The sequence below is a fragment of the Pantoea sp. GW821-FHT03E06 genome, assembly GCF_059420725.1.
The window spans coordinates 2,207,545-2,220,179 of the sequence record NZ_JBWKUG010000001.1 but is presented as its reverse complement, the minus strand read 5'-3'; the positions used below and the strand labels follow the sequence as shown (position 1 = coordinate 2,220,179).

Genomic DNA, 12,635 nt, shown 5'->3' with positions numbered 1-12,635 from the left:
CCCAAACTGCATTGCAAGCTCAGGCCGGGATACCCGGCCTCATGTTACGGCACCATGATGCCGTATCGCTTACAGGTAACGATTATGACGATTTACGCACGCGCAGATACCACTCGCACAGCAGGCGTACTTGCTTGCGGGTATAGCCTTTTTCCATCATGCGATCGACAAAATCATCGTGTTTTTTCTGTTCGTCCGTCGAGGTCTTGGTATTAAACGAAATCACCGGCAGCAACTCTTCGGTATTCGAGAACATTTTCTTCTCGATTACCGTGCGCAGTTTTTCATAGCTGGTCCAGTTTGGATTGCGGCCGCTGTTCTGCGCGCGGGCACGCAAAACAAAGTTAACAATCTCATTACGGAAATCTTTCGGGTTGCTGATCCCTGCAGGTTTCTCGATCTTTTCCAGCTCGGCGTTAAGTGACTCGCGGTCGAAGAGCTGCCCGGTATCAGGGTCGCGATATTCCTGGTCCTGAATCCAGAAGTCAGCGTACGTTACGTAGCGGTCAAAAATGTTCTGGCCGTATTCAGAGTAGGATTCCAGATAGGCGGTTTGAATCTCTTTGCCAATAAACTCGGCATATTTCGGAATCAGGTAGCCTTTCAGATGCTCAAGGTATTTCTCCGCCAGATCCTGCGGGAACTGTTCGCGCTCAATTTGCTGTTCCAGCACATAAAACAGGTGCACCGGGTTAGCCGCCACTTCGGCATGGTCAAAGTTGAACACCCGTGACAGAATTTTAAACGCGAAGCGCGTAGAGAGCCCGTTCATGCCTTCATCTACGCCCGCGTAATCATGATACTCCTGCCAGGATTTCGCTTTTGGATCGGTATCTTTCAGGCTTTCACCATCATATACGCGCATTTTTGAGTAGATGCTGGAGTTTTCCGGCTCTTTCAAGCGCGACAGAATTGAGAAGCGGGCCAACGTTTCCAGCGTTCCCGGTGCGCAAGGAGCAGTGGTTAACTCACTGTGATCCAACAGCTTATTGTAAATCTTAATCTCTTCAGAAACGCGTAAGCAGTAAGGCACTTTGACAATGTAAACACGGTCAAGGAACGCCTCATTGTTTTTGTTATTACGGAAAGTGACCCATTCTGATTCATTGGAGTGCGCCAGAATGATGCCATTAAACGGCAGAGCAGAGATGCCCTCAGTCCCGTTATAGTTACCTTCCTGCGTGGCGGTCAGCAGCGGATGTAGCACTTTGATTGGCGCTTTAAACATCTCAACGAATTCCATCACACCCTGGTTCGCGCGGCACAATGCACCTGAGTAGCCGTAGGCATCAGGATCGTTCTGCGCGTGATTTTCCAGTTTGCGGATATCCACTTTACCAACCAGCGCAGAGATGTCCTGATTGTTCTCGTCACCCGGCTCGGTTTTAGCTATAGCAATCTGTTCCAAAATTGACGGCCAGACTTTTACCACTTTAAAGCGAGTGATATCACCGCCGTATTCATGCAGACGCTTCGCTGCCCAAGGCGACATGATGGTGCCGAGATAACGCCTCGGTACGCCATACTCTTTTTCCAGGATATTGGCATCTTCCTGCGGGTTGAACAGGCACAGCGGATGATCATTTACCGGGCTGCGTTCGCCATCCGCGCTTAACACGTAAATCGGCACTCGCTGCATCAGCGCTTTCAGTCGTTCAGCCAGCGACGATTTACCGCCGCCAACTGGGCCCAATAAGTAGAGAATCTGTTTCTTCTCTTCCAGACCCTGCGCAGCGTGTTTCAGGTAGGAGACGATTTGCTCAATCGCTTCTTCCATCCCGTAAAACTCTTCAAAGGCAGGGTAGCGTCCCATGACGCGATTGGAGAAAATTCTGGAAAGGCGTGGCTCTTGCGCAGTGTCAACCATCACCGGCTCACCGATGGCCATTAAGAGTCGTTCGGCAGCGTTGGCGTATGCACTACGATCCTGTTTACAGATGGCGAGGAATTCCTGTAGTGAGAATTCTTCATCCTTGGCAGCTTCATAACGCTGACGATAGTGATCGAATATATTCATAGCGATGCCCGTCCTTTCGTTTTTAGCACAGGTAAAGGAGCGTAATTAAAGGTTATAGCAGCTCCCGGAAGATATTCTTTAATGAGTACAGCAACCCTTATGCCAACCTGACGTTTTTTTATCGGGATACACAATTATTTCGGTTACTCTGCTCGTACAAAAAGTCTCGTCTTACATTTAACTGTAGAAGGCAATCAGAAAACCTGCTGCCACTTTTAACCTTAATCAGCGATATATCAATAACAAAGTCTCATAAGCACTGAGACAATCAACCTAAGCATGGATAGCAAGGAGGCGGCTCAGATAATTCCTCCGCGCCGCCTCCAGAGCATCATTAAACGTTAACCGATAGCAAAAATTTGGTTAGACTCTACGTGTGATTGTTATATTAATGGACTGAATAAATTGTGAACCAATTCAAACTTAAAGCGCTTGCTCTTGTTGTTCCTTGTTATTTTGTGGCGTTCGCCACTCATGCAGAAACCTTAACTCTTGGGGCTTCGGTCATTTATGCCCAGTCTCCTTATAAGGGGGGACAAGACCGCTATCTGCCGATTCCTGTGATTAATTATGAAGGTGAAAACTTCTGGTTCCACAGTCTGCAAGGCGGCTATTACTTGTGGAAAGACCCACAGAATCAGCTCTCGCTAACCGTACTGGGTTCGCCTCAGGAGTATGATCCTAAAGATAACGATTTAGGCGACATGAAAGCGCTCGATAAGCGTCGCATGACGCTGATGGCAGGTGCTACTTATCGTCACGTCGCCGATTGGGGGATTGTGCGTACCGCGCTGCTCGGCGATGTACTCAATAACAGCAATGGTATGCTGTGGGATCTTACCTATCTTTATCGTTTCGATTTTGGCGCATTGAGTCTGACGCCGGGTATCGGTGCGATATGGAACAGTGCCAATCAGAACCGCTATTACTATGGTGTTTCATCACACGAAAGTACCCGTACTGGCATCGCTGAATATCACCCAGATGACAGTTGGTCGCCTTATGTGGAAATGAACGCCAGCTATCAAATTACTGATAGCTGGAATGCCAGCTTATCCGGTCGCTATACGCGCTTTGACAGCGAAATTAAAGACAGTCCAATGGTCAATAAAGAGGGGCAGTTCACCCTCTGGACCGGCATTAGTTATACCTTCTGATAAGCAAAGTTGACGCCTCATAATGAGGCGTTTTTCTTACATTGCACCAATAATGAGCCCCGTAATGGAGCGGAGGAGGAGTGATGAAAACCATAACGTTTCCCGGCGAAGCCGCCATTCCTGCAATTGGGCAGGGAACGTGGTACATGGGCGAGAATGTTGCTCAGCGCCGTCAGGAAATTGCCGCGCTACAGGCGGGGCTGGAACTCGGATTAAAAGTTATTGATACCGCCGAGATGTATGCCGAAGGGGGTGCGGAGGAGGTAGTTGGTGAAGCGCTGCGCGGGCGTCGCAATCAAGCCTGGCTGGTGTCAAAAGTTTATCCATGGAATGCCGGGGAAGTTGATGCCATTGAGGCTTGCGAGCGCAGTCTTCGCCGTCTGCAAACCGATTACCTCGATCTCTACCTATTACACTGGCGCGGTAATGTGCCTTTAGAAGAAACCCTGCGTGCGATGGAATCATTGCAGCAGCAAGGTAAGATTCGTCATTGGGGCGTATCCAATTTCGACAGTGCCGACATGCTGGAACTGTGGAATGAGCCAGGCGGCAAAGCCTGCTTAACTAATCAGGTGCTTTATCATTTAGCCTCCCGGGGCATTGAGTATGATTTGCTGCCTGAATGCCAACGCCGTGGCATGCCAATCATGGCGTATTGTCCGTTAGCGCAGGCGGGACGCTTAAGAGAGGCGCTGTTCGAGAATGCGCATCTGCAGCAAATTGCACAACAGAAGAGCATTAGCGTGGCACAATTAATGCTGGCGTGGATCATTCGCATGGAGGGTATTTTAGCGATCCCTAAAGCCAGCAGTGAAGATCATGTGCGACAGAATGCTGCCGCGCTAAGTATTCATCTCAGTCAGGAAGAACTCACGATTATTGATGGGGTGTTTCCAGCGCCGCAGAGTAAAACAGCGCTGGATATCGTATAGCCCTGCAGAAGTTTATTTGTTGACGACCCGAAGGGTGGCGCTCAGGCGAGCAGGAGATTCACCTGCACTTTTTAATGGCTTACTAATCCGTGCCGTTTCAACACATACCATGGTTTTATATCCCTCATTGGCCATGTCGCCCATGCTGCAGGATAGTTCAGGACCGGGATTCCACGTGACAACGTCACTTTGATAATGGTGATAAACTTCAATCTGACGTTTACCCGCTCTATCATGGATTACACTACAATCATCTGCGGCAGTATGGACACGATCCACTCGATTGGGATAGGTCTGTTTGCCATCGGATTCCCCAATCGAATTATCGTTAACTTTATCGATAAAGCTCTTTCCTAAGCCACTGACTTCCACTTGCGCAATATCGGCAACCTGAAAATAGCTGTGCAGCGCGGCTGTCGCTTCATAGTCACCATATGCTTCCAGCTCAATTTCACAGTGCTCTGCGATGCGGAAGCGAGCGAGCAGAGTAAAGTCATGCGGCCACAGTTTTTTGGTCTGTGCGTTGCTTTCCAGCGTAAAAGTCAGCATGACGGCATCATCGTTTTCGTCATGCGCAGTCAACGTCCACGGCATATTGCGCGCGAAGCCATGCGCCGGTTCGCCTGCTGGACCAAACCATGGCCAGCAGATCGGCACGCCACCACGAATCGCTTTACCGGCAGTAAATGGTGTCTTTTCACTGAGCCAAATTACCGGTTGTTGTCCACTCGGCTGCCATGAAAGGAGATGTGCGCCCTGCAGCGCAATGGCCGCGCGGACTTTTGGATGGCTTACCACCAGAATCGGTAAATCACCTTGCTGACGCTGTGACAGATAGGGGGTGATTTGATTCACTACCGGAAGGGTATATAGCGTATCTTGCATTGTCAGACCTTCTCTTCATCCAGTCGAAAAAAAGGGGTGACCGAAGTCACCCCTTGTCTGTTTCACCGCTTTGCTTACTTAGAAGCAACCAGTGCAATCAGGTCCAGAACTTTGTGTGAGTAACCTGTTTCGTTATCGTACCAGGAAACCAGTTTCACAAAGTTGTCGTTCAGAGCGATACCCGCTTTAGCATCGAATACTGAAGTCAGAGTTTCGCCGTTGAAATCGGTAGAAACGACGTCATCTTCGATGTAGCCCAACACGCCTTTCATTTTGCCTTCTGACTCAGCTTTGATCACTGCACAAATTTCTTTGTAGGTCGCTGGTTTTTCCAGGCGAACAGTCAGGTCAACAACAGACACGTTTGGCGTTGGAACGCGGAATGCCATACCGGTCAGTTTGCCGTTCAGTTCTGGCAGAACTACGCCTACTGCTTTAGCCGCACCGGTAGAAGATGGGATGATGTTCTGTGCTGCGCCGCGGCCGCCGCGCCAGTCTTTATGAGACGGGCCATCAACAGTTTTCTGCGTAGCGGTGGTTGCATGAACGGTGGTCATCAGACCTTCAACGATGCCGAAGTTATCGTTGATAACTTTAGCCAGCGGTGCCAGGCAGTTGGTGGTGCAAGATGCGTTAGAAACGATGTCCTGGCCGGCATATTTGTCAAAGTTAGCGCCACGCACGAACATTGGGGTGCTGTCTTTAGATGGACCCGTCAGAACTACTTTCTTCGCACCAGCGGTGATGTGTTTACGTGCAGTTTCGTCGGTCAGGAAGATACCGGTCGCTTCAGCAACAACGTCAACACCCACTTCGTCCCACTTCAGGTTAGCCGGGTCTTTCTCAGCAGTAACACGGATTTTCTTACCGTTAACAATCAGCGCACCGTCTTTAACTTCTACAGTGCCGTCAAAACGACCGTGAGTAGAGTCGTACTTCAGCATATAAGCCATGTAATCGGCGTCGAGCAGATCGTTGATCGCGACGATTTCGATGTCAGAACGCTGCTGTGCAGCACGGAAAACGATGCGACCGATACGGCCAAAACCGTTGATACCTACTTTGATAGTCATATATTCCACCAGCTATTTGTTAGTGAATAAAAGGTTGGCTGTAAAATTACAAAAACCTTACCAGGCGTCAAGCGGAATCGTGTCAATTGTTGCGACAGGTCAATTCCGACACCAGGAATAATTCGTTGCGCAATCGCTTACGCAGCACCCTTATTGCGCGCCTATGTTACGCCGAATGCAGGCTGAAAAGGGATGAGTTTTGCAAAGGGTGATCCCCATCACAAAATCGTGCTCTTGCCGAGATGTCAGAAGCGTTAGCACGAAAAAAGACCCGATAGATGTTGTACGTTTGTTAGAATACTAGTCGATTTTTTCAGAATGACACTCCGGAAGATAAAATGGCTAAAGACACCGCACCCGAGGCAAAAATCGCGCAGCTATCCGAAATGCAGCGCTATGTTACTCAGCATCGTGGAACGGAGCCCCCTTTTTCGGGCGCGTTGCTGCACAACAAGCAGGAAGGAATTTACCACTGCTTAGTTTGTAATTCGCCGCTGTTCCTCTCCGAAACGAAGTACGATTCAGGCTGTGGCTGGCCAAGCTTCTATCAACCTTATAGTGATGAAGCTATTCGCTATCTGGAAGACGATACGCATGGTATGCACCGCGTCGAAATTCGCTGTGGTAATTGCGATGCTCATCTTGGGCATGTATTCCCGGACGGCCCTCAACCAAGCGGCGAGCGCTATTGCGTAAACTCCGCCTCGTTGAATTTCACTGATGAGCAGGGCAATCAGCAAGAGGGTTAAGCATGAAACAGGAACTGGAAGCGATGCTGGCGGCAATGACGCCGGAAGTGTATGCGCGTTTATCTACGGCAGTTGAAACGGGCAAATGGCCGGACGGCGTCGCGCTGACGCAAGAGCAGAAAGATAACTGCCTGCAGCTGGTCATGCTGTGGCAGGCACGCCACAATGACGATCCGCAACATATGACCATCAGTAAAGGTGGGGATATGGTGATGAAGTCGAAGAAACAGCTTAAAGAAGATTTCGGTATCGAGCCCGATGTCACGCGCATCAACCTGCACTAAAAATAAAAAAGGGCTGGTTGCTCCAGCCCACATTTTCAGATTAATACCGCACCTTGCGCTTCCATCTGCGCGAACGCAATATCGCTATCATCCGGATTCAGGTTCACACCGCGGCAGCCTTCTTTAACGACCTCGACGTTGTAGCCCAGTTCTAACGCATCCAGCACGCTGTACTTGACGCAGTAATCGGTAGCAAGACCTAACATCACTAAATCGCTGATGCCTCGCTCACGCAGCCAGTTGTCGAGTTCTGTTTTGCGTCGATGTCCGTTATCGAAAAAAGCGCTGTAGCTATCGACTTCGACATCACCACCTTTGTGGAATACCGCATCAATCAATGCGCGATCAAGTTGAGGATGGAAATCCGCGCCTGGAGTGTTTTCAATGCCGTGATCCGGCCACCAGATTTGCGCTAATCCGTTTAACTCACCTAGCGTGTAAACGGGTTCACCTGAAATGGAGGCAAAACTGCCATGATTGGCAGGATGCCAATCCTGCAAGGCCACGACGCACTCGCCCCGGTCATGAAACTCTCGCGCAAAGCGATTCGCTACCGCCACGGTTTGATCACCATCACGAACCGCCATTGGGCCGCCGGGGCAAAAATCGTTTTGAATATCGATAATTATCAATGCCCGTTTCATCAGTTTCGCTCCGTATTAATCTTCGGTCAGTTCGCCGCGTAAATTCTGCTGCATTTTGGCACGAATTTCCGAACTGGTAAGATTCTGGCTCAACAAAAAATGCAGTTTGGTTAATGTCGCTTCAACCGTGAGATCAAAACCACTGATGACGCCGGCATGCTCTAACGCATTACCCGTAGCATAACCACCCATATTCACTTTGCCAGACATACATTGCGTGAGGTTCACGACGACAATGCCACGATCGCTGGCCTGCTGCAGTTCTGCGAGGAATTCAGCATTCTGTGGTGCGTTACCCACGCCATAAGAACGCAAAATCAGCGCTTTCACCGGTTGACGCAGGAAATTACGTACCACATCCGCAGAAATGCCGGGATAGATCGTGACAACACCAATCGGCTGCGGCGTAATCGGGTGCACCATCAATTCACCATGGCCTTGAGGTGCTGCGGGCGTATTCAGGCGTTTTATATGAATCCCTGCTTCCAGTAAGGGGGGCAGATTCGGTGAAGCAAAGGCATTGAAGCCATCGGCGTGCGCTTTGGTGGTTCGGTTGCCACGAAACAGCGTGTTATTGAAGAACAGGGCCACTTCGTTGATAGGATAATTTGCTGCAACGTAGAGTGAATTGAGCAAATTTTGTTGCCCGTCAGAACGCAATTCGGCCAATGGAATTTGTGAACCTGTCACAATGACCGGTTTGGCGAGGTTCTCCAGCATGAATGAGAGGGCTGACGCGGTGAAGGCCATTGTGTCAGTACCATGCAGGATGACAAAACCATCATAGCGATCGTAGTTTTGCTTAATATCATTAGCAATCGATTGCCAATCCTGCGGCGTCATATCCGAGGAGTCCATCAGCGGCTGATATTCGTGGATGGTAAAATCGGGCATTTCAGGTCGATGGAACTCCGGCATCGTAGTTAGCTGCTGCTGGAGATGACCGGATACCGGTATATAGCCCTGCGCCGAACGCTGCATCCCGATGGTGCCGCCCGTGTAGGCCACATAGATATTTTTCTTTTGCATGAAGAAGCTCAGACTTGCCGTAAAACGCGCAGTATAAGGGGATTGCCAACGAAAAGCAGCCCGACCAGCGGCCGGGCTGTAAAGATTAGCGTACGTTGCCGCAGTTTAGGCAGAAAGCGTAGCGGTTTTGCGGATCGTTAAGGTTATTAAGCAATCCCGGTTGTTCTTTCACAGCGCTCATCACATCGAGCATTGGAGCAGGGAGCCAAACCTTAAGGGCGGCGGGTAAAACGGCTTGTACCGAGGCGTTCATCTGATTTAACAGCAGATCAATCATACCCGGATCATCCTGATACCAGCTCAGCTGTGGTTTGCCGACCTTAGCCAACTCAGCGGCTTTTGCCACGGCATCATCAAAGTCGCCCAACGCATCAACCAACCCATTGGCTTTGGCATCACTTCCGGTCCATACGTGGCCCTGCGCAATGGCGTTAATTTGCTCGGGTGTTTTATGCCGTGATGCCGCCACTAATCCAACGAAATTACGATAGCCATTCTCAATCGTCAGCTGCATCAACTGTTGTACTTCAGTCGGCAGCGCTTTAGTCGTGGCCATATCTGCCAGCGGTGAGGTGGCAACACCATCTGTATGCACGCCAATGGCGCTAAGGCTGTTTTCAACGGTGTTAATCACGCCGAAGATACCGATGGAACCGGTCAGGGTGCTCGGTGCCGCCACAATGTAATCAGCCGGTGTTGAAATCCAGTAGCCGCCAGATGCCGCCATACCGCCCATCGAAACGACCACCGGTTTACCGGCGTCGTGCGCCGCAGCCAGCTCTTCACGTATTGCCTCGGAGGCGGTAACGCTGCCGCCAGGACTATTGACGCGCAGTACGATGGCTTTGATTTTTGGATCGAGTCGCGCATCACGAATCTGAGATGCAGTGGTATCACCACCGACATTTCCGGCACTCTCTTCACCGTCCATAATGGCGCCGCTGGCGAGGATAACCGCAATGTTGCCATCCTGATTCTGAGGCGGTTGTTTAACGGTATAGTCGTAAATGCTCACGCTTCGATAATCGTTATTCGCTTTATCCCAGCCAAAGGTTTTGACCAGCTCCTGATCGGCGGCTGCGCGCGTATCAAGTACATCCACTAACTTATTATTCAGCGCATATTTCGCTGAATCGCCCTGAACGGCTTGCAGGCCGCTAATAATGCCCGCTGCGCCTGGGAACAATTGGTCGGTTGTGATCTGGCGGTTAGCCGCCACCGTATTCAGGTAGTTCTGCCAAAGCTGACCAACCCAGCGACCGTCGGCATCGCGCGCTTCGGGTGACATATCGTCGCGCAGGAATGGCTCAACGGCAGATTTATAGGTTCCGACGCGGAAAACATGTGAACTGACTTTTAATTTATCCAGCAGCGTTTTGTAATAAAGGCCATTGGTGGCAAAACCGTGCAGATCCACCGTACCTTGCGGCGAGAGATAAACTTTGTTGGCGTAGCTGGCAATATAATATTGTGCCTGGCTATAGCTATCGCCCACAGCATAAATCGGTTTGCCAGCATCGCGGAATTCACGCAGCGCTTTACCAACATATTGCAGGGAAGGCTGATCGCCGCCGGCAAAGTCACGCAGTTCAAGCACGATGCCAGTGATGTTTTTATCCGTCTTCGCCTGGCGGATCGCATCAACCACATCAAACAGAGAGTTTTCCTGCAAACGATCGCTATTCGCGCCCAACAGCTGGCGGCTGATGCGGCTTAGACGATTACTGACGGAAGGTTTGTCGACCAGAACACCGCTCAGATCGATTTTCAGTGCACCTTGCTGGACCGGTTCATTACTGCTTGAACTGGAAACTTGCATCCAAATCCCGACGCCTGCCAGAATCAATACAATAAGAAATAAATTAAGAATAAATTCCCGAATAAAATTCAGTACCCGCCAGCTCCAGCGGAACAGACCGGAAATAATTCGCCACAGTGTGCGCATAAACTCTCCATATTCACGTAACAGGGCAGCCAGCACGCGGTCAGCCCCGATGTCGCGTTCATCCTAAAGAGCGGCGTGCGAAAAGTCAGCAGGAAATCGCGCCAGACTGTTACAAAAGATCGTGCTGTGCCAGGATTAGGCCACGCTTTTTATTCATGGGAGAAGAATAATGGATGCATTGGATTTATTAGTGAATCGTCGCTCGGCCTCACGCCTGGCAGAACCGGCTCCAACGGGTGAAGCCCTGCAAAATATTCTGCACGCCGCCATGCGCGCGCCGGATCACGGCACGCTGCAGCCATGGCGCTTCATTATTGTTGAAAATGAAGGGCGCGATCGCTTTAGCAACGTGCTGGAACAAGCCGCACGCGATAGCAACTTAGAGCAAAAAGCCATCGACAAAGCGGCTTCGGCGCCATTCCGCGCGCCGATGATCATCACTGTAGTGGCGCATTGTGAAGAGAATGCCAAAGTACCGCATTGGGAACAGTTGGCCTCTGCCAGTTGCGCGGTAATGGCGATGCAGATGGCTGCTGTCGCGCAAGGCTTTAACGGCATCTGGCGTAGCGGGCCATGGACCGATCATCCACTCGTTCGTGAAGCGTTTAGCTGCCGTGAGCAGGATGCGATTGTTGGTTTTCTCTATCTGGGTACGCCGCAGTTGAAAGCCAACACCACGGTTGTGGCGCCTGACACTGCACGGTTTGTCAGTTATTTCTGACAGACAGCGGCGAGTTTATGCGGCACGTTATGCGCTGTTACAGAGATTGCACACAGCCTGTGCGAAAGATCGAGGTTAGGCCGCGCAGCACTTACCACCAGCTTGCAGCCAGGCTAACATAGCGCCTTCTGTTTAGCGCATAAGGACCTCGCCATGAGTGAATCACTCCGTTTAACGCAGTACAGCCATGGTGCTGGATGCGGCTGCAAAATTTCGCCGCAGGTATTGGAAACCATTCTCCACAGTGAGCTGAGCCCATTTCACGATCCGCAACTGCTGGTCGGTAATGAAACGCGTGATGATGCCGCAGTGTACGATCTTGGCAATGGTACAGCGGTGGTCAGCACCACGGATTTCTTTATGCCGATCGTCGACGATCCCTTTACCTTTGGCCGTATCGCCGCCACCAATGCCATCAGCGATATCTATGCCATGGGCGGGAAACCGATCATGGCGATCGCCATTCTAGGCTGGCCCGTGAATGTGCTGAGTCCGGAGGTGGCGCAACAGGTGGTCGAAGGTGGCCGCGCCGCTTGTCAGGCCGCGGGAATCGCGCTGGCTGGTGGTCATTCGATTGATGCGCCAGAACCTATCTTTGGTCTGGCCGTTACCGGCATTGTTGATGTGGCAAGAGTGAAAAAGAACAGTGCGGCACAGGCAGGATGTCAGCTATTCCTTACCAAGCCGTTAGGGATTGGCATTCTGACTACCGCTGAGAAAAAAGGCCTGTTGCGTTCAGAGCATCAATCCTTAGCGGCTGAGGTGATGTGCCAGCTCAACAACGCCGGCGCAGACTTTGCCAAACTTGATGGCGTCAGTGCCATGACCGATGTGACGGGTTTTGGCTTGCTGGGGCATTTGAGTGAAATCTGCCAGGGTTCAGGGCTGCGTGCTGAGCTGATAGCAAAGAATGTGCCGCGACTGGCGGGCGTAGATGACTACATCGCTGCGGGTGCGGTACCGGGTGGCACCAGCCGTAATTTTGCCAGCTACGGTGCATCTATTTCTCCTCTTGATGATGCAACACGCGCACTGCTTTGCGATCCGCAAACTTCCGGCGGTCTGTTAGTCGCGGTTCAACATGACGCCGTAGAAGAGTTTCAGCGTTGCGCGACAGAAGCAGGTGTCACTGCCGCGCTAATAGGCGAGTTGTTTGCCGCCAACGCAGATCATCCTCTGATTACCGTAATTACCTGATG

Annotated in this window: 12 protein-coding genes; 6 read left to right on the top strand and 6 right to left on the bottom strand. The window is 50.9% G+C overall.

Going from position 1 to position 12,635, the window contains the following annotated elements:
- Positions 1–82: 82 nt before the first annotated feature.
- A complete protein-coding gene (gene yeaG / locus AC07WB_RS10335; RefSeq protein ID WP_097097158.1) occupies positions 83–2,017 on the bottom strand; it encodes a protein kinase YeaG in 1,935 nt (644 codons plus the stop codon).
- A gap of 407 nt (positions 2,018–2,424) precedes the next feature.
- Here yeaG and AC07WB_RS10330 point away from each other — a divergent pair, with 407 nt between their 5' ends.
- Together AC07WB_RS10330 and AC07WB_RS10325 are read left to right on the top strand one after the other, a co-directional pair.
- Positions 2,425–3,174 carry a MipA/OmpV family protein gene (locus AC07WB_RS10330; protein ID WP_097097159.1) on the top strand — a complete coding sequence of 250 codons (750 nt, stop codon included), beginning with the start codon at positions 2,425–2,427 and terminating at the stop codon, positions 3,172–3,174.
- Between the two features lie 83 nt (positions 3,175–3,257).
- Entirely contained in the window at positions 3,258–4,106 is an 849-nt protein-coding gene (locus AC07WB_RS10325) for an aldo/keto reductase (protein ID WP_097097160.1), read from the top strand.
- A 12-nt stretch (positions 4,107–4,118) separates the two neighbouring features.
- Here AC07WB_RS10325 and AC07WB_RS10320 read toward each other — a convergent pair whose 3' ends face one another.
- On the bottom strand, positions 4,119–4,991 hold the full coding sequence (locus AC07WB_RS10320) for a D-hexose-6-phosphate mutarotase (RefSeq protein ID WP_097097161.1): 873 nt from the start codon (positions 4,989–4,991) through the stop codon (positions 4,119–4,121).
- A gap of 74 nt (positions 4,992–5,065) precedes the next feature.
- Complete coding sequence (gapA, locus tag AC07WB_RS10315; protein ID WP_007889697.1) at positions 5,066–6,064, bottom strand: glyceraldehyde-3-phosphate dehydrogenase; 999 nt, start codon at positions 6,062–6,064, stop codon at positions 5,066–5,068.
- A 338-nt stretch (positions 6,065–6,402) separates the two neighbouring features.
- On the opposite strand from gapA, the gene msrB reads away from it, so the two are divergent.
- Positions 6,403–6,813, top strand: a complete 411-nt coding sequence (msrB, locus tag AC07WB_RS10310) for a peptide-methionine (R)-S-oxide reductase MsrB (RefSeq protein WP_097097162.1) — start codon at positions 6,403–6,405, stop codon at positions 6,811–6,813.
- Positions 6,814–6,815: 2 nt separating this feature from the next.
- Entirely contained in the window at positions 6,816–7,097 is a 282-nt protein-coding gene (locus AC07WB_RS10305) for a YeaC family protein (RefSeq protein WP_097097163.1), read from the top strand.
- A gap of 35 nt (positions 7,098–7,132) precedes the next feature.
- Here the strand turns inward: AC07WB_RS10305 and pncA are convergent, their stop codons facing one another.
- The 3 genes from pncA to sppA all read right to left on the bottom strand — a co-directional run bounded on the left by pncA (position 7,133) and on the right by sppA (position 10,715).
- On the bottom strand, positions 7,133–7,741 hold the full coding sequence (gene pncA, locus AC07WB_RS10300) for a bifunctional nicotinamidase/pyrazinamidase (protein WP_097097164.1): 609 nt from the start codon (positions 7,739–7,741) through the stop codon (positions 7,133–7,135).
- A 15-nt stretch (positions 7,742–7,756) separates the two neighbouring features.
- Entirely contained in the window at positions 7,757–8,770 is a 1,014-nt protein-coding gene (gene ansA / locus AC07WB_RS10295; RefSeq protein ID WP_097097165.1) for an asparaginase, read from the bottom strand.
- A gap of 85 nt (positions 8,771–8,855) precedes the next feature.
- On the bottom strand, positions 8,856–10,715 hold the full coding sequence (gene sppA, locus AC07WB_RS10290) for a signal peptide peptidase SppA (RefSeq protein ID WP_097097166.1): 1,860 nt from the start codon (positions 10,713–10,715) through the stop codon (positions 8,856–8,858).
- Positions 10,716–10,884: 169 nt separating this feature from the next.
- Here sppA and AC07WB_RS10285 point away from each other — a divergent pair, with 169 nt between their 5' ends.
- Together AC07WB_RS10285 and selD are read left to right on the top strand one after the other, a co-directional pair.
- Positions 10,885–11,436, top strand: a complete 552-nt coding sequence (locus AC07WB_RS10285; protein WP_097097167.1) for an NAD(P)H nitroreductase — start codon at positions 10,885–10,887, stop codon at positions 11,434–11,436.
- Positions 11,437–11,589: 153 nt separating this feature from the next.
- A complete protein-coding gene (gene selD, locus AC07WB_RS10280) occupies positions 11,590–12,633 on the top strand; it encodes a selenide, water dikinase SelD (RefSeq protein WP_097097168.1) in 1,044 nt (347 codons plus the stop codon).
- Positions 12,634–12,635 lie beyond the last annotated feature (2 nt).